Genomic DNA, 19,134 nt, shown 5'->3' on the forward strand with positions numbered 1-19,134 from the left:
GACGGCCGTTCCCACCGCGCACACCCCGCCCGACCGGCGCTTATTGCCGGCGCTCGGGCGCACCACGGTCTGTTCACAGATCAGACGCCGGGCCTGCGACCACCGGTTCCGCGCCTTCACCGCAAGGTCACGATTCGGAGGCGTACTCGACAAGCCCGTGTGAGAGGCGTCACCCTGTCTCTCATCCACGCGGGGAGGCTTGGATGGGCAAGAGCCGCAGAACTGTTCCCGAGGAACTCTTGCTGCTCGCTTTGGACCCGACCACGGGTACCACGGCGCAGCCGCAGACCCTCGACCTCGGACTCGCCGGGGCGCAGCTCGTCGAGCTGTCCCTGGCCGGACGGATCGTACCGGAGGGAGACCGGATCGCTGTCGTGCTTGCACGGCCGACCGGCGACCCGACCCTTGACCACGCACTGGAACTGTTGCGCCGTCGCGGCAGTCCGGTACGCGCGGCGCACTGGATCGGCGGGCCCCGGTTGGGGTTGCGGCAGACCTATCTGGCGCACCTGGAGCGCTGCGGCATGGTGACGGCCGTGCCGGGCCAGGTGTGCGGGGTGCTGCCGACGATCCGGTACCAGGCGTCCGACGACTGCACCAACGCCGCGATCAAGCAGCGGCTGGACACCGCGATCCGCACCGGCGTGCCGCCGGACCCGCGGACCGCCGCGCTCGCGGCGCTCGCCCACTCCGTGGGTCTGGGCAAGCACCTGTACCCGGGCAACGAGGGCCGGTCCTCGCGGTCGCGGTTGCGGGACCTGATCCGGTACGACCCGCTCGGCGGGATGGTCGCGCACGCCGTGATGGACGTGCAGAACGGCCTGCCGACGCAGCAGAACCGTTCTTCCCAGGGCGCTGGGTCGGGCTCCGGGTCCGGGGCCGCTCCGGCCACCGGCCGCTCCGGTTCCCGTACGGCTGGCCGGGGTTCGGGCGGGCGGGTTCCCGCCTCCCGGGTCGGCGTCCGCTGACCGGGGAGGCACCGGTCGCCCACGGCACCGTCAGCGACACCGCCGAGGGCATGCCCGACAGCGTGCGCCGCGTCGCCCACGCCTCCCAGAGGCGCTGAGCGACCCGACGCACGACCGGCACCACCGGCACCTTGAGCACCACCCGCACCACCCGCGTCACAAGCACCACCAGAAGCACCGAGGGGCGGTCGCCCCGCGACGCAAGTCGCCTGGCGACCGCCCCTCTTGCCGTCCCCGGAAGCCCGTGGAAGCCCGCGGCGCCCCGCGGCGGCCCGCTCTCGCCCATGCCAGGGGCACGTGCGAGAGCGGTTCGGGGACATCTGTCGCACGATCTGTCCGAGTCGCCGAGCCGCATTACCACCTGGGGGCTTTCGCTGTCTCACAGAAGCGCTTTTCCGATGATCTGTTCTACCGCGCTGCTGTGATTCCCCGGCGCCGACCTGGCCCAAGGTGACATGCTGCTCCAAGTCAGGGGGGTTGGTCCCAATGTCCGAAGTGTTCCGAGGACTGCCGTTCCAACGATCACCAGAGGTTCGGCCGGAGGTCGAAGTGTCTGCCAACGTCAATCCCACCGTCCGCCGTCGACGCCTCGGCTCGGAGCTGCGCAAGCTCCGGGAAGGCCTCGGCATGACGGCGGAAGAGGTCGCCGGCCGGCTGATGGTCTCCCAGTCCAAGATCAGCCGGCTGGAGAACGGTCGCCGCAGCATCAGCCAGCGGGACGTGCGCGACCTCTGTGACGTGTACAAGGTGACCGACGAGCAGATGCGCTCCAGCCTCATGGAGATGGCCAAGGAGTCGCGTCAGCGCGGCTGGTGGCACGACTTCAACGACATGCCGACCCCGTACAGCGTCTACATCGGGCTGGAGGCCGAGGCCTCCTCGATCCGCGCGTACGAGTCCTCCTTCGTCCCGGGCCTGCTGCAGACCGAGCAGTACGCCCAGGCCGTGGTCGAGGGCACCCAGCCGGACACCGAGGCGACCGCCGTGCAGCGCCGGGTGCAGGTCCGGATGAAGCGCCAGGAGCGCGTCCACGGCGAGGACCAGCTGGGCAGCCTGTGGACCGTCATAGACGAGGCGGTGCTGCGCCGCGAGGTCGGCAGCAAGGAGGTGATGGCCCGGCAGCTGCAGCAGATGCTGGAGCTCAGCCTGCGCCCGAACATCACCATCCAGGTGATCCCGTTCTCGCACGGCGCGCATCCCGGCATGACCGGGACATTCTCCCTGCTGGAGTTCCCTGAGTCAGCCGATTCCACGGTTGTCTACTTCGAAGGTGTGACGAGCGATCTCTACCTGGAGAAGGAGGCTGATGTGCGCCGCTATACCGGTCTCTACGACTACCTGAGGGCGGCCGCACTCGGTGTCGCGGAGAGCCGGTCGCTGATAGCCGACATCGAAAAGGAATTCCACGAATGATCACCCCGTCCGAGCACGGAACCCGATGGCGCAAGAGCAGTCACAGCGGCGGCCAAGGCGCCTGCGTGGAGATCGCCGTCCCCGGCGCGGGGGAGGTGGCCGTCCGGGACTCGAAGGATCCCCGGGGCCCGCACCTGCGTTTCTCGACCGAGGCCTGGAACGCCTTCGCCGCGGCGACGGCGGCCGGCATCTTCGGCGAACTCCCGGGCTGACCCGCCCGCGTGGTTCCGGGCGGGGGCGGCGCTTCAGCCCGTCACCGGGTAGCGGACGGCCCAGGCGGCGCCCTCCGCCGTCCGCCGGTCGTGCAGTTCGGGGCCGTGCATCAGCTCCAGCACGAAGTCGTCGGCGAGTTCGAGGATCGCGGCGCGCCCCTCGACGGCTGCCACCAGGCCCGGCGGCAGCGCGGTGTCCCCGTGCAGTGCCCCGAGCAGGTTGCCGCAGATCGCGCCGGTGGAGTCGCTGTCCCCGGAGTGGTTGACGGCCAGCAGCAGGCCCGAGCGGACGTCGTGGGCGACCAGCGCGCAGTAGACCGCGATCGCCAGCGCCTCCTCGGCGACCCAGCCCTCCCCCAGCGCCTCGACCCGGTCGGCGGAGGGCTCGCCGGCCCGGACGGCGTCCAGCGCCGCCCGCAGCGCGGTGGTGGTCTCCTCGTGCGCCTGCCGCTCGGAGAGCAGGGCGAGCGCGAGGTGGACGCCCTCCTCCAGGGTGCCGCCGCGGGCCACCGACTGGATGATCACCGCGAACGCGCCCGCCGCGAGGTAGCCGGTGGGGTGGCCGTGGGTGAGCACCGAGCACTCCACCGCGAGCTGGAACACCAGGCTCGGCTCCCAGGTGGTGAGCAGCCCGAACGGCGCCGCCCGCACCACCGTGCCGCAGGCCTTGGAGTGCGGGTTCTTGGGCTGCTCCAGGGTGCCGAGCCGCTCGGCGTCGGCCCCGGTGAGGCCCGACAGGCAACCCTGGCCGGGGGCGCGCTGGGCGTACAGCCACTCCTCGCGGCCCAGCCAGCCCAGGTCCGGGCGGCGCTCGTCCGGGCCCCAGTCGCGCTGGGTGGCGACCCAGCGCAGGTAGGCCAGGTGCAGGTCGGTGGGCGGGTGCCAGCTACCGGTGTCGCGCCGGATGTGGGCGCGGATGAGTCCGTCGACGGTGAACAGGCTGAGCTGGGTGTCGTCGGTGACGGCGCCGGTGCGCCCGTAGGCGGGGACGTAGCCGGTGACGCCCTGCGGGCCGTGCTGGGCCCGGATCTTCTCCAGCGCCTCGAACTCGACGCCGGCGCCGAGCGCGTCGCCGATGGCCCCGCCGAGCAGGCAGCCCCGCACCCGGCTGCGGTAGTCCTGCTGCTGGGCGCGTGACCACAGTGGCATCACGACGGGGCGCCTTTCGTCGGGGCGGGGGGATGCGCGACGCACGGCCGGTCGCGCGCCCTCGCACTGTATTCGAAGGCCCGAGCGGATCAGCGGCTTCCCTCGAACTTCAGTGCCCCCGCCCCGGGGGTCCCGTCGTTCAGTCCAGCACCGGCAGCAGCTCCGGCAGGTGCCCGTCCGAGGCCAGTGCCGCGGCCTGCCGCTCGGCCGGCACCTCGCCGTAGGTGGTGGTGCGCTGGCGGTGCGGACGGCCCGCCGCCTCGGCGATCGCCTGGAGGTCGCGCACGGACTTGTAGCTCCCGTACGCCGAGCCGGCCATCCGCGAGATGGTCTCCTCCATCAGCGTGCCGCCCAGGTCGTTGGCGCCGGAGCGGAGCATCTCGGCCGCGCCCTCGGCGCCCAGCTTGACCCAGCTGGTCTGGATGTTGGGGATGTGCGGGTGCAGCAGCAGCCGGGCCATCGCGACCACCGCGCGGTTGTCCCGGGCGGTCGGGCCGGGCCGGGCGATGCCGGCCAGGTAGACCGGGGCGTTGGTGTGGATGAACGGCAGGGTCACGAACTCGGTGAAGCCGCCGGTGCCGTCGGACGCGAGCGAGCGCTGCTGGATGTCGGCGAGCAGCCGCAGGTGGCCGAGCCAGTGCTTCGGGGTGTCCACGTGCCCGTACATCATCGTGGACGAGGAGCGGATGCCCAGCTCGTGCGCGGTGGTGACCACCTCGACCCAGGTCGCGGCCGGCAGCTTGCCCTTGGTGAGCACCCAGCGGACCTCGTCGTCCAGGATCTCGGCGGCCGTGCCCGGGATGGTGTCCAGGCCGGACTCCTTGGCCCGCTGCAGCCAGTCCCGGATCGACAGGCCGGTGCGGGTCGCGCCGTTGACCACCTCCATCGGCGAGAAGGCGTGCACGTGGATGCCGGGCACCCGCTCCTTCACCGCGCGGGCGATGTCGAAGTAGGCGGTGCCGGGCAGGTCCGGGTGGATGCCGCCCTGCATGCAGACCTCGGTGGCGCCCACCTCCCAGGCCTGCGCGGCCCGGTCGGCGACCTGCTCCAGCGAGAGGGTGTAGGCGTCGGCGTCGGTGCGGCGCTGGGCGAAGGCGCAGAAGCGGCAGCCGGTGTAGCAGACGTTGGTGAAGTTGATGTTCCGGGTGACGCAGTAGGTGACGTCGTCCCCGACGGCGTCGCGGCGCACGTCGTCGGCGATCCGGCAGAGCGCGTCCAGGGCCGGGCCGTCCGCGTGGAAGAGGGCCAGCGCCTGGTCGTCGGTCAGCTTCACCGGGTCGTCGGCCGCCACCGCCAGGGCCTCCCGCAGGTCCCCGGCGAGGCGCTCGGGCGCGCCCTTCGCGAGCACCTGCTCGCGCAGCACCTCCCAGTCGCCGTACACGTCCTCGAAGTCGGCCCGGCGGTCGCCGGTGCGGCCCTCGGTGTCGATGGTGGCGTGCAGGTCGGTCCGCCCGTACGACTCCGGCAGGTCCTCGGGCTCCTGCCAGGGCAGGCCGCGGACCACCGCGTCCGGGTTCGCCAGGCCGGTCCGCGGGTCGGCCAGGGCGCGGACGTGCGGCAGCACCCGCGGGTCCAGCCAGGGCTCGCCGCCGCGCACGTAGTCGGGGTAGACGGCGAGGCGCTCGCGCAGCTCGAAGCCGACCGCCGCCGAGCGCTCGGCCAGGCGATCGATCTGCGGCCAGGGGCGCTCGGGGTTCACGTGGTCCGGGGTGAGCGGGGAGACCCCGCCCCAGTCGTCGATGCCGGCCTCGATCAGCCGCTCGTACTCGCCGTCGACCAGGTTCGGCGGGGCCTGGAGGCAGGCGGCCGGGCCCAGCAGGTGCCGGGCCACCGCCACGGTGGCGACCAGCTCGTCCAGTTCGGCGTCCGGCATGCCGCGCATCGCCGTGTCCGGCTTGGCGCGGAAGTTCTGCAGGATCAGCTCCTGGATGCCGTGGTAGGCGCGGGAGACCTTGCGCAGCGCGAACAGCGAGTCGGCGCGCTCCTCGTACGTCTCGCCGATGCCGATCAGCAGGCCGCTGGTGAACGGGACGGAGCTGCGCCCGGCGTCCTCCAGCACCCGCAGGCGCACGGCGGGCTCCTTGTCCGGGGAGCCGAAGTGCGGGCCGCCGGGCTCGCTCCACAGCCGGGTGGCGGTGGTCTCCAGCATCATGCCCATCGAGGCGGAGACCGGCTTGAGCCGCTGGAAGTCCGTCCAGCTCAGCACCCCGGGGTTGAGGTGCGGCAGCAGGCCGGTCTCCTCCAGGATGCGGATCGACATCGCCCGCACGTACGCGATGGTGTCGTCGTAGCCGTGCGCGTCCAGCCACTCGCGGGCCTCGGGCCAGCGGTCCTCGGGCTTGTCGCCGAGCGTGATCAGGGCTTCCTTGCAGCCGAGTTCGGCCCCGCGCCGGGCCACGTCCAGCACCTCGTCGGGGGACATGAACATCCCGTGACCGGCCCGGCGCAGCTTGCCGGGGACGGTGACGAAGGTGCAGTAGTGGCACTTGTCGCGGCACAGCCGGGTGAGCGGGATGAAGACGCTCTTGGAGTAGGTGATGACGCCGGGTCGGCCGGCCGCTTCGAGGCCCGCGTCGCGTACCCGGGCGGCGCTCGCGCAGAGGTCGCGCAGGTCCTCGCCTCTGGCCTGGAGCAGCACGGCGGCCTCGGTCACGTCGAGGGCGACGCCGTCCCGGGCGCGGCGCAGGGCGCGGCGCATCGCGTTCGCGGTCGGCGGGGTGCTTGCGTCCGTGGCGGTTCCGTCCATGTCGCGACCCTACGCCAGGGGTGGTACCCCGGGATGAGTAACCCTGAGGCCGTCTCAGGGTCGGCATACCCACGAAGGCCAACCCGATCTGGCCCTGCAGGGCGATGCCGGCGGCGGCGTGGCGGCCTCTAATGGAGGGGCAAGGTCAATCGAACGTGTTCGCAGAGGAGTTGAGTACGCCATGACCAATGAGACGGCGGCGGGGGACGAGCTGGACGGCGGCGTGCCGTACCGCTCGCGGCGGCGCGTGCTGGTGCGTGCCGGGGTGCCGGTGGCGGTGGCCGCGGTGATCGCCGCGGGGGTCGGGCTGGTGCCCGCGCTGGCCGCCGACTCCCCGCCCGACCTGCCGACGCTGACGGCGGAGCAGGTGGTCGCCAAGGCGCTCGGTTCCGAGACGCAGTCCCTGTCCGGGACGGTCTCGGTCACCACCGACCTCGGCCTGCCCAGCCAGCTGCTGGGCGCGGCCGGCGGCCTCGGCGCGGCGGCGTCCGGGCACGGCGGGGACGGGGCGGGCGCGTCGGCCGACCCGCAGGCCAAGCTGCTCGGCCTGCTCGGCGGCGACCGGACGCTGCGGGTCGCGGTGGACGGCCCGACCCACCAGCGGGTGGACATGATGGAGAGCATGGCCGGCTACACCGTGGTCCGCAACGGCGACCAGTCCTGGGCCTGGGACAGCTCGACCAACAGCGCGGTGCACCTGACCGGCCGGGCCGGCGACAGGCACCCGGAGGCCCCGCTGTCCCAGCTGCCGGCCACCCCGCAGGACGCCGCCCGGCAGTTCCTGACCGCGAGCGCCGGCACCACCTCGGTCACCGTCGCCGGGACGGCCAACGTGGCCGGGCAGAAGGCCTACCAGCTGAGCGTGAAGCCGACCCAGAGCGGCTCGACCGTCGCCGAGGTCCGGATCGCGGTGGCCGCCGACAACGGCGTGCCGCTCGCGGTGGCGGTGAAGTCCACCGACGGCACCACCGTCCTGGACGTCCACTTCACCGACGTCTCCTTCGCCAAGCCGGCCGCCAAGACCTTCGACTTCACCGTGCCCAAGGGCGCCAAGGTGACGGAGAAGAAGGCGGACGAGGCGGCGGCCGAGGGCAAGGCCGCGGCGGGCTCCGACGCCAAGGCGCACGAGGGCGTGAACGTGATCGGCGAGGGCTGGACGGCCGTGCTCACCGGGCAGCTGCCCAGCGGGCCGGGCGCGACGCCGAAGGGTGACGGGCAGGTCGCCGGAAAGGGCGCCGCAAAGGGCGACGGCAAGCACGGCGGCGGGCGCGGTTCGGTGAACCCGCAGGGGCTGATGAAGTCGCTCGGCAAGCAGGTCGACGGCGGCACCCTGATCGGCACCAAGGTGGTCAACGTCCTGCTCACCGACGACGGCCGGGTCTTCGCCGGCGCGGTGACCCTGCCGGTCCTGCAGCACGCCGCCGGGGTGAACTGACGGATGACCAAGACTCCCGTAACGGGGGACGTTACGGAGTCGGCCGGGGGTCCGGGCGCCGAGCCGCGCCCGGCCCCCGATCCCGTTCCGCCCGCCTCCGCATTCGCATCCGCATCCGCATCCCCCGCTGTTTCCGCCACCGACGATGTCATCAAAACCCGCGGCCTGACCAAGCGCTTCCGGGGCGGCCAGCTCGCCGTGGACGGCCTGGACCTGGCCGTGCCGCGCGGCTCCGTCTTCGGCTTCCTGGGCCCCAACGGCTCCGGCAAGACCACCACCATCCGGATGCTGATGGGCCTGATCGCCCCCACCTCGGGGGTGGCCAGCGTCCTCGGCGAGTCGATGCCGCAGTCCGTCGCCTCCGTGCTGCCCCGGGTGGGCGCGCTGATCGAGGGCCCCGCGCTGTACGGCTTCCTCTCCGGGCGGGACAACCTGATCCGGTTCGACGCCGCCGACCCGACCGCCGACCCCCGCACCCGGCCGCAGCGGGTCGACGCGGCGCTGGAGCGGGTCGGCCTGAGCGCGGCGGCGGGCAAGAAGGCCCGCGCGTACTCGCTCGGCATGAAGCAGCGCCTCGGCCTGGCCTCCGCGCTGCTGCAGCCGCGCGAGCTGCTGGTGCTGGACGAGCCGACCAACGGGCTGGACCCGCAGGGCATGCGGGAGATCCGGGCGCTGGTCCGGGAGGTCGCGGCGGAGGGCACCACGGTGTTCCTCTCCTCGCACCTGTTGGACGAGATCGAGCAGGTCTGCACGCACGCGGCGGTGATGTCCCGGGGCCGGCTGGTGGTGCAGGGCACCGTCGCCGAACTGGCCGCCCGTGCGCAGGGCCGGCTGGTGGTCCGCACCCCGGACGTGGCGCAGGCCGCCGAGGTGCTGGCCACCCACCAGGTCACCGGCCTGGTGCCCGGTGAGGGCCGGGTGGACGGCGAGTTGGGCGAGCGGGACGACGAGGCGCTGCCCAAGCTGTGCGCGGCGCTGGTCGAGGCCGGGGTGCGGGTGCACGGCTTCGGGCTGGAGCGGGGCACGTTGGAGGACGCCTTCGTGGCGCTGACCGGGGAGGGCTTCGATGTCGCGGGCTGATTCGACGGCGCCGGCCGAGGCAACGGTGCGGACCGGGGCAGCGGTGGTCAACGGCCGGCGGCCGCAGACGGCGGGCGGGTTCCTGGCGCTGTTCCGCAACGAGCTGCACCTGACCTTCCGCCGGCTGCGGACCAAGGTGCTGCTGGCGATCCTGGCGGTGCTGCCGGTCCTGATCGGGGTGGTCGTCAAGCTCAACACGGACAGTCCGCACGAGGGCGGCGGCGGTCCGAACTTCATCGCGCAGACCACCCAGAACGGGCTGTTCCTGGTCTTCACCGCGCTGGCGGTCGCGCTGCCGGTCTTCCTACCGATGACGGTCGGGGTGGTCGCCGGGGACTCGGTGGCGGGCGAGGCGGCCACCGGGACGCTGCGCTACCTGCTGGTCGCCCCGGCCGGGCGGACCAGGCTGCTGGCCGCCAAGTTCACCGCCGCGCTGGTGTTCTGCCTGGCCGCGACGGCGGCGGTCGCGGCGGCGGCCCTGGCCACCGGCGCCGCGCTCTTCCCGCTCGGCGAGGTCACGCTGATCTCCGGGGACACCATCGGCTTCGCCGACGCGCTGCTGCGCGCGGTGCTGGTGGCCGGCGTGGTCGCCGCCTCGCTGGCCGGGCTGGTGGCGATCGGGCTGTTCGTCTCCACGCTCACCGGCAGCGGCATCGCGGCGATGGCCGCCACCGTCGGACTGGTGATCACCGTCCAGATCCTGGACGCCTTCCCGCAGCTGGACGCGATCCGGCCGTTCCTGTTCACCCACTACTGGCTGAACTTCGCGGACCTGCTGCGGGCGCCGATGTACTGGGACGGCGTGCTGAAGGACCTCGGGCTGCAGGCCGCCTACGTCGCCGTGTTCGGCGCGGCGGCCTGGTCGCGCTTCAGCAGCCGGGACATCAGCGCCTGACGGCTCACCGCGGGTGAGGCTTGCGGCGGGTGAGGCTGCGGCGGGTGAGGGCGTTCAGGGCGTGACGGTCGCCTTGGCCATCTCCGCCGGTGCGGGCCGCAGGACCGCCGCGGCCCGCGCCGCGCGGTCGGCCCGCACCTGGCGCAGCGCGTCCCAGGTGAGCAGTGCGAGCGCGGCCCAGACCAGGGCGAAGCCGGCCCAGCGGGCGGGCGGCATCGACTCGTGGAAGACGGCGACGCCGATCAGGAACTGGAACACCGGCGCCAGGTACTGCAGCAGCCCGAGCACGGTCAGCGGCACCCGTACGGCGGCCGCGCCGAAGAACAGCAGCGGGATGGCGGTGATCACACCGCTGAGCATCAGCAGCCCGGAGTGCCCCCAGCCGTACGAGCCGGCCACCGTGTGTCCGAAGGTGCCGCGCCCGCTGATCTGCAGGTAGATCAGGTAGCCCAGGGCGAACGGGAACATGAAGGCGCTCTCCGCCGCGAGGCTCTCCAGCCCGCTCAGCCCGACCTTCTTCTTCAGCAGGCCGTAGGTGGCGAAGGAGAACGCGAGGGTCAGCGCGATCCACGGCAGCCGCCCGTACGCGACGCTCAGCACCGCGACGGCGAGCGCGCCGACGCCCACCGCCGTCCACTGCGCGACGCGCAGCCGCTCCTTGAGCACCAGGACGCCGAAGGCGATGGTGACCAGGGGGTTGATGAAGTAGCCGAGGCTGGTCTCGACGACGTGTCCGGCGTTGACGCCCCAGATGTAGACGCCCCAGTTGATCGAGATCACGGTGGCCGCGCCGGCCAGCATGGCGACCCGGCGGGGCTGGCGCAGCAGCGGGCGTATCCAGCTCCAGTGCCGCTGGACGACGAGCAGCAGGACCACCGCGACCAGGGACCAGACCATCCGGTTGGCCAGGATGTCGTCGGCGGCGCCCGGCTCCAGCAGCGGCCAGAACAGTGGGAAGAGCCCCCAGATGCCGTAGGCCGCGAAGCCGTACCAGAGGCCTCGGCCGTTGTCCTGCTGGTCTGTCTGTGGCATGGCCGAGTGCCCTCCCGCGCGCGTGTGGTCCTGGTGACGGTAGCGGGCGGAAGGGCAGAATGTCATCTCCGTTTCCGGATTTTGGTCATGACATTGTTTGCATGCTGGACGATTTCGGCGTTTCGGGTGGTCAGCCCGTCAGGCGCCGAGCGCCGCACGGACGGAATCGGCCATCGGGACGGTCGGGCGGCCGATCAGGCGGGCCAGGTCGCCCGGGGTGCCGGCCAGCTCGCCCCGGGCGATGCCGGCGTCCACGTCGACCAGGACCTCGGCGAAGCCCTCCGGCAGGCCCGCGCCGACCAGGGCCGCCAGGTGCTCGGCCGGGGCGACGTCCCGGTGCCCGACCGGCTTGCCGGAGGCCTTCGCCAGCTCGGCGGCCAGCTCGGGCAGGCTCCAGGCGGCGTCGCCGCTCAGCTCGTACACCGCGTTCTCGTGGCCGTCGCCCTCGCCGGTCAGGACCGCGACCGCCGCGTCCGCGTAGTCCCGGCGCGGGGCGGTGGCGATCCGGCCCTCGCCGGCGCTGCCGAGCACCACGCCCCGGGCCACCGTGCCGGCCGCGTCACCCAGGTAGTTCTCCGTGTACCAGCCGTTGCGCAGGAACGCGTACGGCAGGCCGGAGGCGAGGATCAGCTCCTCCGTCGCCCTGTGCTCGTCGGCCAGCCGGAAGGTGGCCACGCCCGGCGCGCTGGTGTAGGCGAGCAGCGCGACCCCGGCGGCCTTGGCGGCCTCCACGACGGCCCGGTGCTGCGGGATCCGGCGGCCGACCTCACTGCCCGAGATCAGCAGCACCCGGTCACCGGCGGCGAAGGCGCCGGCCAGGGTCTCCGGCTTGTCGTAGTCGACCACGCGGACGGCCACACCGCGCGCGGCCAGGTCGGCGGCCTTCTCGGCGGAGCGGACGGCGACCGCCACGTCGCTCGCGGGGACCGCAGCCAGCAGGCCCTCGACGACGAGACGGCCGAGCTGGCCGGTGGCACCGGTGACGACGTACATGGTGGCTCCTCAGGGGGTATTGGTGGGGTTCTGGCCTCGGAACTCACCTTAGGGACAGCACTAACCTTTCGAAAGTACGCACTTCAAAGTAGGGTACTGACATGAAGGTAAGTGAGCAGTTGAGGGAGCTCCCCCCGCCCGACGTGTTCGACCGGATGTGCCCGTCCCGGGGCGTGCTGGAGCACGTCACCAGCCGCTGGGGCGTCCTCGTCCTCGGCGCGCTGCACCAGCGCGGCTACCGGTTCAGCGAGCTGCGCCGTCAGGTCTCGGGAGTCAGCGAGAAGATGCTCGCCCAGACCCTGCAGACGCTGGAGCGGGACGGCTTCGTCCTGCGCGAGGCACACCCGGTGATCCCGCCGCGCGTCGACTACAGCCTCACCCCGCTCGGGCGGGAGGCGGCGGAGCTGGTCGCGGCGCTGGCCCACTGGTCGGAGCGGCGGGTGCCGGCCGTGGTCACGGCCCGCGAGGAGTACGACGCGCGGGCCACCGCCGGGTGAGCGCGTCACGGGGCCTACCGTCGGGTGAACGTGTGACGGGGCCTACCGCTGGGTGACGAGGGCTGCCAAACCGTCCAGGACGCGGGCCAGGCCGAAGGCGTAGGCGTGGTCCGGGCTGTACGCGCCGCCGTGCGCCTCGCCGGCGGCGGCACCGACCCGGGCCGCCACCGGGTAGCGCTCGGGGTCGAAGACCCTCGCGAGCAGCTCGGCGTTGGCGGCCCACCACTGCTCGTCGGTCATCGCACTGTCCTGCCGGGCGGCGCGCTCGTCGGCGGCCATCCGGGCACAGGTCTGGACGAAGCCGAGCAGGTGGGTCAGCGCGGCGTCCAGCTCGACGTCAGGCAGACCGGTGCCCTCGAAGGCGCGCAGCTCGTACTCGTACTTGGCCATCAGGCCGGGCCCGAGCGGCGGACGGCTGGTGGAGACGGCGGCGACCCAGGGGTGGGCGCGGTGCAGCGCGCGGTTGTCGTCCGCGACGGCGGTGACCCGGGCGCGCCAGCCGTCGTCGGCGGGGGTGCTGCGGGGCATCGTCGCGTAGACGGTGTCCAGCATCAGGTCGAGCAGCTCGGCCTTGCCGGGCACGTAGGTGTAGAGCGCCATCGGGGAGAGCCCGAGCTCCTGGGCGATCCGTCGCATGGTGACGGCGTCCACGCCCTCGGCGTCGGCCAGGGCGATCGCGGCGGCGGCGATCTCACCGGTCGAGCGCGCCTGCCGGGGCCCGCGCCGACCGGGCTTCTCCTCGGCGGTGAGCCCCCAGAGCAGGGCGAGGGTGCGCGCCGGGTCTCCTGCGCTGCTGCGGTCGGTGGCCATGAGGGCCATCGTTTCACGCATCGCTCCACGCATTGCTGCACGCATGGCTCCATACATGGCTCCACGCATCGCTCAACGCATTGCTGCACGCATCGCTCCGTGCATTGCTGCACGCATCGCTCCGTGCATCGCTTCGCGCATCGACGGGCGTCCTTCGTGGTGCCGGCCGTTACCGTCTCTCCATGACCAGCCCTGAGCCGCTCCCCGGTACGGACACCGCGCAGACCCTTCGCACCCGGGTGACCTGCCGCCGCTGCCACCGGCCGCTGCACGACCCGGAGTCGCGGATGCTGCGGCTGGGGCCGGAGTGCCGCGACCCGGCGGAGCGGGTCGCGCGGTTCGACGTCGACCAGGACCCGCTGCCCGGGGTGGGTTAGCCCCGGCCGAAGAGGCGGCGCAGGCGGCCGGGATTGGGCGCGTGTTCGGGTTCGGGCTCGGGTCGGGCCACGGGGGTGGGCTCGGGCTTCGGCTCGGGCTCGGGCGCCGACTCGAGGTCCGGCGCGGGGTTCGGCACGGGGTCCGGGGCGTCGGCGGCGTCCTCGGCACGGATGGCCGCCCGCGCGAGGTCGCGGTCGGCGGGCGACACCCAGGGGGCGGCGAGCACCAGGCGGCACACCGAGCGCAGGATCGTCACCACGCGCACCCGCCGGGCGTCGACGCAGTAGTGCAGCCGCCGTCGGAGTTGCGCGGCGATGTCGGCGCGGGCCTCCGGGTGCGTCCAGCCGATCGCGACCAGCGCGAAGCCGGCCGCCTCGGCGACCCAGTCCTCCGGCCCGAGCAGCAGGTCGAGCAGCACCCGGCGGCGGTCCGACTCCGGCCACGGCTGGTCGGCGCGGTGGTGGGCGATGCCGAGGCAGGCGGAGGCCTGGACGGCGCGCACCCACAGCTCGGGCTGGTGGGCGAGCAGGGCCCGGCCGAGTTCGTCCTCGCGCGGCAGCGGCGGGTGGGCGAGGACGCCGAGCAGGTCGTCGAGTGACAGCCCCGCGAGGCGGACGGCCTCGTCGTAGGCGGCGGGAACGCTCGGCCAGACGATCCCGGCGATGGCCCGGACGAGTTCGGCGCTCTCCGGCGCGGGCGGGTCGACGGCGGGCCGGGGGTCGGTGCCCTCCCAGGCCCAGATCCGGGTGGTGGTGGCGGTCGCGGTCAGCGGCCGCCGGAGGTCGGGCTCGTCGACGGACTGGTAGACGACGGTGCAGTGCGGCAGCGCGAGGTGGAGGGCCAGCTGCGAGCTGGGCGGTTCGAGGGTGGAGACCTCGCAGTCGATCGCGGTGTCGCGGTCGGTGTCGCGCGCCGCGAGGACCTGGTGCAGCAGGTTGATGGTGGCCTCGGACGTGCCGGGGACCATGCCGAGCCAGGGCTCCCGGTGGCTCAGCCGGGCCAGGAGGTCCTGGGCGTACTCGTGGTCGGGGTGGGCGCGGTGGTGGTCGGCCAGGCCGAGCAGGTGCACCGGGTCGCCGTCCAGGGCGTGGCGCAGCCCGTACCGGGCCGGGGCCGCCTTGGGGTGGTCGGGCTCGGTGGCGAGCACCCGGTCCAGCCAGGGCAGGCCCTCGGCGGGGCGGCCGAGGGTGCCGTACAGCTCGGCGACGTCGACGGCGAGGTAGCTGCTGGAGTTGTCCCGGTCCGGTGCGACCCGCTCCAGCTCGGCCTCCCAGACGGCGAGCGCCCGCTCCGGGCGGCCGTCGGCGCGCAGGGCGTTGCCGAGCATCACGGCGGGCAGGTAGCCGGGGGCCGCGCGGTGGGCCCGCGCGGCGAGGTCGACGGCGTGGGCGGTGGCGCCGAGGCGGCGGGTCAGGCCGGAGGCCATCGCCAGCAGCAGCGCGTGGTCGTCGTGGCGGGCCAGCACGGCCTGTACGAAGGCGTCGAAGGGCCGGACGGCTTCGGCCAGTTCGGTGGGGAGCGGGTCGGGCAGCGCGCCGGCCGCACGGGCCACCGCCTGGGCGACGGTGTCCGGGTCGACCAGGCCGGGCAGGTCCTCGCGGGCCAGCCAGGCGGTGTGCGCCCAGGGGCGGGCCGGCTCGTACTGGATGGCGGAGGCGAGCAGGCCGACGGCGGTGTCCCAGTCCCCGGCGGCGGCCTCCACGTGGGCCCGGCAGGCGACCGTGCCGAGGTACACCTCGCCGTCCAGCGGGAACAGCTCGCGCGCGGCCGCCGGGCCGCCGGCTGCGGCGCACAACTCGGCCAGCGCCTCGTGCAGTTCGGGCAGCTGCGGGTCGGCGAGGATGGCGTCGGAGAGGTGGTCGGCGGCGTGCGTGAGGTCGCCGGAGTCGATCGCCAGCCGGGCGACCGCGACCTCCCCCTCGGCTGCCAGTCGCTCGTCACTCTCGTCCTCGGTGTGACCGCCCATGCCCTGCCCCCCGGTTGCCTCGTCGCGCTCCGGACGAGGCTATCCGGTGCCCCGGGCCGGCGGGTCGATCGCATCGACCTCGAGAAGAAGTTCGTCGGCGTCCTGAAGACCGACGCCGGCAGCGGCAACATCTCCTGCTGACCTGCCACTTGGCGACAGCCCTGCAGGCAGAGGGCCCCGAACAGTGGCTCCTGTCTCGATGTCAGTGGCGTCTGCTTCAGTAGCGACAGGAGTATGACGACGAGAGGACGGCTGCGATGGGCGTGCTGACCGACTACTTCCGGGCCCCCGACGCGGCGACGGTCGTACGGGCACTGGAGCGCACGGGCGGCGGGCGGCCCGACTTCGACGACGGGTCCGGTGCCGGGTTCGGTGCCGGATTCGACGGGGTCGAGGCGAAGCGGATCGACCCGGATGTCGTGCTCGGCCAACTCGTCGCTGCCATCCGGCGGGAGCAGTGGCATCCCGACGCGGTGCCGGAGACGCCGGTCTGGCCGACCACGCCGTCGCCCGGCCCGAGCGGGCCCGACGGCGAGGACGACCCGTGGGCGAGCGGCCCGTGGGTGACCGAGCTGGGCAACGCCGCCCGGGACACGCTCGCCGGGGTGCCCGACGAGCGGGTACCGGAGGTCGTCGCGCAGTGGGCGCTGGCGGAGGAGTGGGACGGCGCCGATCCGTCCGATCTCCACCCCCTGGCCGAGGAGTTGATAGGCCTCGCCCGCCGGGCGCGCGCGGCGGGCGAGCAGCTGTACTGCTGGATCTGCCTGTAGCGGCCGCCTACCGTTCGCCGCAGGCGTGCCTGACTGGCCCCCTCCGAGCCCCGACGCGGAACGGCGCGTCTTCGCAGGTCACAGAGCTGACCGCCGGCATCTCCCCGCCGGGCCGGCGCTACGATCACCCCGGCTCATGGGGTCCTCGGGTGGTCGGGGGCGAGCTTCTCGAACGGGGATCCAGGGATGGAATCCGACACGCCAGGCATCGTCGATGAGGCCGGCAACGCCGACGCCGACAACGCGGACAACGCGGATGAGGCCGGCAGCACGGACAACGCCGAGAAGGGCAACAGCACCGAGACGGGCAACGACCGGACCGGCCTCAAGCTGGCGGGCGTGGTCGTGCTGGTCGCCGGTGTCATGGCCGGCCTGTGGGGGCTGGGGTTCCTCGACACCCCGCCGAAGCCGGAGGACAAGCCGGTCGAGTGCGTCGCCCCCAGGCCCACGGATCCGCCGGGGCACCCGGCGCTGTGCGCCGCGATCAACCGCCGCGACCTCCCGGCCCTGCTGGGCACGCCCGAGGACCGCATCACCACCGCGCACCCGGCGCCCCTCGCCCTCGGGAAGGACCCCATGGTGGAGGTGCGCCTCCTGCACACCGCCCTGGCCATCACGGACAGCTCGACCACGGTCGAGGACATGATCGGCATGCCGCAGTTCCTCGCCAAGCCGGCCGCCGTGCTCGGCCACCCCGCCGTGACCTACTCGTCCAACGCACTGGTCCTCGTGCCCGGCGGGAAGACCGGCCCCGTCACGCGGAGCCTCGTCGTCGCGCAGGACCCCAAGGCCCCCGGCGGCCGCGCCTTCGAGCTCAGCATCTTCCGCGAGGACGGCCAGGCCCCCGACGACGCGACCCTGAACCGGGTCGCCGAAACGGTGATGCCCACCCTCCCGGGCTGGGTCGCCGCCCCGTAGTCCTGCGGCACAGGTCCGAGCCTGAATATTTCAGCACGAGAAATATTCAGGCTCGGGAGTTGCGTTCCCCCTGGTAGTCGCTGCAGCCCTGCGCGACGGGACCTCTGTGGAAGGAGAGCAGCGCCGTGCGCGTCGAGATCTGGAGTGACATCAACTGCCCGTGGTGCTACATCGGCAAGGCGCGGTTCGAGCAGGCGCTGGAGCGGTTCGAGCACCGCGAGGAGATCGAGGTCGTCCACCGCTCCTTCGAGCTGGACCCGCGCGCGCCGCACGAGGCCCGTCCGGTCGTGCCGCTGCTCGCCGCCAAGTACGGGATGAGCCTGGAACAGGCCGAGGCGGCCGAGGCCCGGATCGCCGAGAACGCGCGCGCCGAGGGGCTGCCGTACCTGAGCGAGGGGCGCGACGCGGCGAACTCCTTCGACATGCACCGCCTGCTGCACTTCGCCAAGGAGCACGGCCGGCAGGCTCAGCTGCTGGACGCCCTCTACCGGGCGAACTTCGCCGAGGAGCGCTCGGCGTTCGAGGAGGAGCGGCTGGTCGAGCTGGCCGTCGAGGCGGGGCTGGACGGTGGGGCGGCGGCCGCCGTGCTGGCCGATCCGGAGGCGTACGCGGAGGCGGTCCGCGAGGACGAGACGACGGCGAGCGCGATGGGGGCGACGGGCGTGCCGTTCTTCGTCCTGGACCGGCGGCTGGGCGTCTCGGGCGCGCAGCCTGCGGAAACGTTCACCCGCGCCCTGGAGCAGGCCTGGGAGAGCCGGGTCACCGTGCCACTGATGCCGCTCCCCTCGAAGGGGTGAGGTGCGAGTGAGCAGGAAGTCAGACGGGCCGACTTCCTGCTCACTCGGCGTTCCAGTCGTGGGCGTAGGAGATGTGCAGACTGCCCGGAACGCCCCTGGCCGCACGGCCAGGGCCCCAGCCCCCGTGGGTGAGCGTGAGGCAGTGGTGCCCATCGGGCCGCCAACCGCGCGCCTCCCGACTGAGCGCGTGGAGCCTGGAGCCCGTCCAGCGGAAGGCGGTCGGGCTGCCGGTGACCACCAGCGTGTGGGCGGCACCGGCGAAGCGGAGTTCGTCGCGCCAGCCCGCGAAGTGGTGGCGGTCGTAGTCGATGGCCTCCTCGGGCGGGAAGTCGCCGGCCGGGAGGTCGACGGTGTGCGGGACCCCGGCGCCCAGGCGGGCGCGGACCTCCTTCCAGCGGGACGGCGGGAAGCCGAGGCTGTGGTGGACGAGCAGGAGGTCCAGTCGGTCCTCGGACGGGACGGGCCACAGGTCGCCCGGCCCGGTGTTGGCCCGCAGCGGCAGGTGGATCAGCGAGCGCCGGGAGCGGGCGGCCAGAGCCCAGAGGGTGGCGAGGTCCTCGGCCCCCTGCCGGTCGAGGTGCAGTTCCGTGGACCAGGCGTACGGGTCCGCGTAGAGGAAAGCGCCGGTGGCCTGCCGCTCCGGGGTGATCACCCGGTACTCGTCCCGGCCGAGGCGGACCCGGTGGATCTTCGTTCTCAGTTTCACGGGCTTGTCGTACCGGAGGGCGGGGTGGGCCGTCCTGCGGTGATCGGGGCGGCGTGGAGCAGGAAGTCGGGCGGGCCGACTTCCTGTGCAAGGGGGGTTGCAAGGGGGGTGGGGCGGTCGAGGGACACGAGGAACCCCGGCCGCAGCCGCCAGGGGCTGCCGTCCTCGGTCCGGACGTAGTAGACGAACCCGACACGGCCGCCGTCGCGGTCGTCGGCCTCGATGACGCATTCGTGGACCACACCCCGGGTGCCCACGATCTCCGCGCCCAGATGGCCGAGTTCGGCGCGGGGCGGGTCCGGAGTGGTCAGTTCGACCCGCTCGCCGCAGGCGAACGTGGCTTCGTCGGGCCAGGGATTCGTCACACCG

At 73.3% G+C, this 19,134-nt stretch carries 20 protein-coding genes; 12 read left to right on the forward strand and 8 right to left on the reverse strand.

All coding sequences use genetic code 11. The annotated features are described in order from the left end of the window. Positions 1 to 203: 203 nt before the first annotated feature. The 3 genes from ACZ51D_RS06325 to ACZ51D_RS06335 all read left to right on the forward strand — a co-directional run bounded on the left by ACZ51D_RS06325 (position 204) and on the right by ACZ51D_RS06335 (position 2,593). A complete protein-coding gene (locus ACZ51D_RS06325; protein WP_360494350.1) occupies positions 204 to 968 on the forward strand; it encodes a GOLPH3/VPS74 family protein in 765 nt (254 codons plus the stop codon). A 549-nt stretch (positions 969 to 1,517) separates the two neighbouring features. After that, entirely contained in the window at positions 1,518 to 2,381 is an 864-nt protein-coding gene (locus tag ACZ51D_RS06330) for a helix-turn-helix domain-containing protein (RefSeq protein ID WP_465616625.1), read from the forward strand. Then, complete coding sequence (locus tag ACZ51D_RS06335) at positions 2,378 to 2,593, forward strand: DUF397 domain-containing protein (protein ID WP_465616623.1); 216 nt, start codon at positions 2,378 to 2,380, stop codon at positions 2,591 to 2,593. Before ACZ51D_RS06330 ends, ACZ51D_RS06335 begins: the two co-directional genes overlap by 4 nt. 33 nt (positions 2,594 to 2,626) lie before the next feature. Here ACZ51D_RS06335 and ACZ51D_RS06340 read toward each other — a convergent pair whose 3' ends face one another. Together ACZ51D_RS06340 and ACZ51D_RS06345 are read right to left on the reverse strand one after the other, a co-directional pair. After that, positions 2,627 to 3,742, reverse strand: a complete 1,116-nt coding sequence (locus ACZ51D_RS06340; RefSeq protein WP_465616621.1) for an ADP-ribosylglycohydrolase family protein — start codon at positions 3,740 to 3,742, stop codon at positions 2,627 to 2,629. Positions 3,743 to 3,881: 139 nt separating this feature from the next. Further along, positions 3,882 to 6,488, reverse strand: coding sequence for a bifunctional FO biosynthesis protein CofGH (locus ACZ51D_RS06345; protein WP_465661351.1), 2,607 nt, complete (start codon positions 6,486 to 6,488; stop codon positions 3,882 to 3,884). Positions 6,489 to 6,669: 181 nt separating this feature from the next. On the opposite strand from ACZ51D_RS06345, the gene ACZ51D_RS06350 reads away from it, so the two are divergent. From ACZ51D_RS06350 to ACZ51D_RS06360, 3 genes are read left to right on the forward strand one after another with little or no spacing between them, the layout of a single operon-like run. Then, entirely contained in the window at positions 6,670 to 7,923 is a 1,254-nt protein-coding gene (locus ACZ51D_RS06350) for a LolA family protein (protein ID WP_465616617.1), read from the forward strand. A 3-nt stretch (positions 7,924 to 7,926) separates the two neighbouring features. Beyond that, positions 7,927 to 9,003 carry an ABC transporter ATP-binding protein gene (locus ACZ51D_RS06355; RefSeq protein WP_465661353.1) on the forward strand — a complete coding sequence of 359 codons (1,077 nt, stop codon included), beginning with the start codon at positions 7,927 to 7,929 and terminating at the stop codon, positions 9,001 to 9,003. Next, positions 8,990 to 9,898 carry an ABC transporter permease gene (locus tag ACZ51D_RS06360; protein ID WP_465661355.1) on the forward strand — a complete coding sequence of 303 codons (909 nt, stop codon included), beginning with the start codon at positions 8,990 to 8,992 and terminating at the stop codon, positions 9,896 to 9,898. The genes ACZ51D_RS06355 and ACZ51D_RS06360 overlap by 14 nt, the downstream gene beginning before the upstream one ends. Positions 9,899 to 9,952: 54 nt before the next feature. On the opposite strand, the gene rarD is transcribed toward ACZ51D_RS06360, so the two are convergent. Further along, a complete protein-coding gene (gene rarD / locus ACZ51D_RS06365; protein ID WP_360494374.1) occupies positions 9,953 to 10,930 on the reverse strand; it encodes an EamA family transporter RarD in 978 nt (325 codons plus the stop codon). Positions 10,931 to 11,068: 138 nt separating this feature from the next. Beyond that, the gene (locus ACZ51D_RS06370; RefSeq protein ID WP_465661357.1) at positions 11,069 to 11,923 is read right to left on the reverse strand and encodes an SDR family oxidoreductase; all 855 of its coding nucleotides are present in this window, start codon (positions 11,921 to 11,923) and stop codon (positions 11,069 to 11,071) included. Between the two features lie 101 nt (positions 11,924 to 12,024). Between ACZ51D_RS06370 and ACZ51D_RS06375 the strand changes: the two genes are divergently transcribed. After that, positions 12,025 to 12,420, forward strand: coding sequence for a winged helix-turn-helix transcriptional regulator (locus ACZ51D_RS06375; RefSeq protein ID WP_465616607.1), 396 nt, complete (start codon positions 12,025 to 12,027; stop codon positions 12,418 to 12,420). 42 nt (positions 12,421 to 12,462) lie between these two features. On the opposite strand, the gene ACZ51D_RS06380 is transcribed toward ACZ51D_RS06375, so the two are convergent. Beyond that, positions 12,463 to 13,230, reverse strand: coding sequence for a TetR/AcrR family transcriptional regulator (locus ACZ51D_RS06380; RefSeq protein WP_465616605.1), 768 nt, complete (start codon positions 13,228 to 13,230; stop codon positions 12,463 to 12,465). A gap of 182 nt (positions 13,231 to 13,412) precedes the next feature. Between ACZ51D_RS06380 and ACZ51D_RS06385 the strand changes: the two genes are divergently transcribed. Next, on the forward strand, positions 13,413 to 13,607 hold the full coding sequence (locus ACZ51D_RS06385) for a DUF6011 domain-containing protein (protein WP_360494385.1): 195 nt from the start codon (positions 13,413 to 13,415) through the stop codon (positions 13,605 to 13,607). On the opposite strand, the gene ACZ51D_RS06390 is transcribed toward ACZ51D_RS06385, so the two are convergent. Continuing rightward, positions 13,604 to 15,574, reverse strand: a complete 1,971-nt coding sequence (locus ACZ51D_RS06390) for a tetratricopeptide repeat protein (protein ID WP_465661359.1) — start codon at positions 15,572 to 15,574, stop codon at positions 13,604 to 13,606. The genes ACZ51D_RS06385 and ACZ51D_RS06390 overlap by 4 nt on opposite strands. On the opposite strand from ACZ51D_RS06390, the gene ACZ51D_RS06395 reads away from it, so the two are divergent. The 4 genes from ACZ51D_RS06395 (at position 15,563) to ACZ51D_RS06410 (ending at position 18,059) form a co-directional block, all read left to right on the forward strand. After that, a complete protein-coding gene (locus ACZ51D_RS06395; protein ID WP_465616601.1) occupies positions 15,563 to 15,715 on the forward strand; it encodes a hypothetical protein in 153 nt (50 codons plus the stop codon). The genes ACZ51D_RS06390 and ACZ51D_RS06395 overlap by 12 nt on opposite strands. A gap of 116 nt (positions 15,716 to 15,831) precedes the next feature. Further along, positions 15,832 to 16,344 (forward strand): hypothetical protein, encoded by a 513-nt coding sequence (locus ACZ51D_RS06400; protein ID WP_465661361.1) that lies wholly within the window; start codon positions 15,832 to 15,834, stop codon positions 16,342 to 16,344. A gap of 186 nt (positions 16,345 to 16,530) precedes the next feature. Next, positions 16,531 to 17,262, forward strand: a complete 732-nt coding sequence (locus ACZ51D_RS06405) for a DUF6215 domain-containing protein (RefSeq protein ID WP_465661363.1) — start codon at positions 16,531 to 16,533, stop codon at positions 17,260 to 17,262. Positions 17,263 to 17,387: 125 nt separating this feature from the next. After that, the gene (locus tag ACZ51D_RS06410; protein ID WP_465616595.1) at positions 17,388 to 18,059 is read left to right on the forward strand and encodes a DsbA family oxidoreductase; all 672 of its coding nucleotides are present in this window, start codon (positions 17,388 to 17,390) and stop codon (positions 18,057 to 18,059) included. A gap of 40 nt (positions 18,060 to 18,099) precedes the next feature. On the opposite strand, the gene ACZ51D_RS06415 is transcribed toward ACZ51D_RS06410, so the two are convergent. Both ACZ51D_RS06415 and ACZ51D_RS06420 read right to left on the reverse strand, forming a co-directional pair. Then, the gene (locus ACZ51D_RS06415) at positions 18,100 to 18,765 is read right to left on the reverse strand and encodes a hypothetical protein (protein ID WP_465661364.1); all 666 of its coding nucleotides are present in this window, start codon (positions 18,763 to 18,765) and stop codon (positions 18,100 to 18,102) included. Beyond that, on the reverse strand, positions 18,762 to 19,130 hold the full coding sequence (locus ACZ51D_RS06420) for a hypothetical protein (RefSeq protein ID WP_465661366.1): 369 nt from the start codon (positions 19,128 to 19,130) through the stop codon (positions 18,762 to 18,764). The genes ACZ51D_RS06415 and ACZ51D_RS06420 overlap by 4 nt, the downstream gene beginning before the upstream one ends. Positions 19,131 to 19,134: the final 4 nt, after the last annotated feature.

Source organism: Kitasatospora sp. NPDC033851 (genome assembly GCF_055576085.1).

Bases quoted from the DNA above. Each gene is read 5' to 3' on its own strand.
- ACZ51D_RS06360 (WP_465661355.1), top strand. From the start codon at position 8,990: ATGTCGCGGGCTGATTCGACGGCGCCGGCCGAGGCAACGGTGCGGACC.
- ACZ51D_RS06355 (WP_465661353.1), top strand. From the start codon at position 7,927: ATGACCAAGACTCCCGTAACGGGGGACGTTACGGAGTCGGCCGGGGGT.
- ACZ51D_RS06375 (WP_465616607.1), top strand. From the start codon at position 12,025: ATGAAGGTAAGTGAGCAGTTGAGGGAGCTCCCCCCGCCCGACGTGTTC.
- ACZ51D_RS06345 (WP_465661351.1), bottom strand. From the start codon at position 6,488: ATGGACGGAACCGCCACGGACGCAAGCACCCCGCCGACCGCGAACGCG.
- ACZ51D_RS06380 (WP_465616605.1), bottom strand. From the start codon at position 13,230: ATGGCCACCGACCGCAGCAGCGCAGGAGACCCGGCGCGCACCCTCGCC.
- ACZ51D_RS06325 (WP_360494350.1), top strand. From the start codon at position 204: ATGGGCAAGAGCCGCAGAACTGTTCCCGAGGAACTCTTGCTGCTCGCT.
- ACZ51D_RS06335 (WP_465616623.1), top strand. From the start codon at position 2,378: ATGATCACCCCGTCCGAGCACGGAACCCGATGGCGCAAGAGCAGTCAC.
- ACZ51D_RS06370 (WP_465661357.1), bottom strand. From the start codon at position 11,923: ATGTACGTCGTCACCGGTGCCACCGGCCAGCTCGGCCGTCTCGTCGTC.
- rarD (WP_360494374.1), bottom strand. From the start codon at position 10,930: ATGCCACAGACAGACCAGCAGGACAACGGCCGAGGCCTCTGGTACGGC.
- ACZ51D_RS06400 (WP_465661361.1), top strand. From the start codon at position 15,832: ATGGGCGTGCTGACCGACTACTTCCGGGCCCCCGACGCGGCGACGGTC.
- ACZ51D_RS06340 (WP_465616621.1), bottom strand. From the start codon at position 3,742: ATGCCACTGTGGTCACGCGCCCAGCAGCAGGACTACCGCAGCCGGGTG.
- ACZ51D_RS06350 (WP_465616617.1), top strand. From the start codon at position 6,670: ATGACCAATGAGACGGCGGCGGGGGACGAGCTGGACGGCGGCGTGCCG.
- ACZ51D_RS06385 (WP_360494385.1), top strand. From the start codon at position 13,413: ATGACCAGCCCTGAGCCGCTCCCCGGTACGGACACCGCGCAGACCCTT.
- ACZ51D_RS06390 (WP_465661359.1), bottom strand. From the start codon at position 15,574: ATGGGCGGTCACACCGAGGACGAGAGTGACGAGCGACTGGCAGCCGAG.
- ACZ51D_RS06405 (WP_465661363.1), top strand. From the start codon at position 16,531: ATGGAATCCGACACGCCAGGCATCGTCGATGAGGCCGGCAACGCCGAC.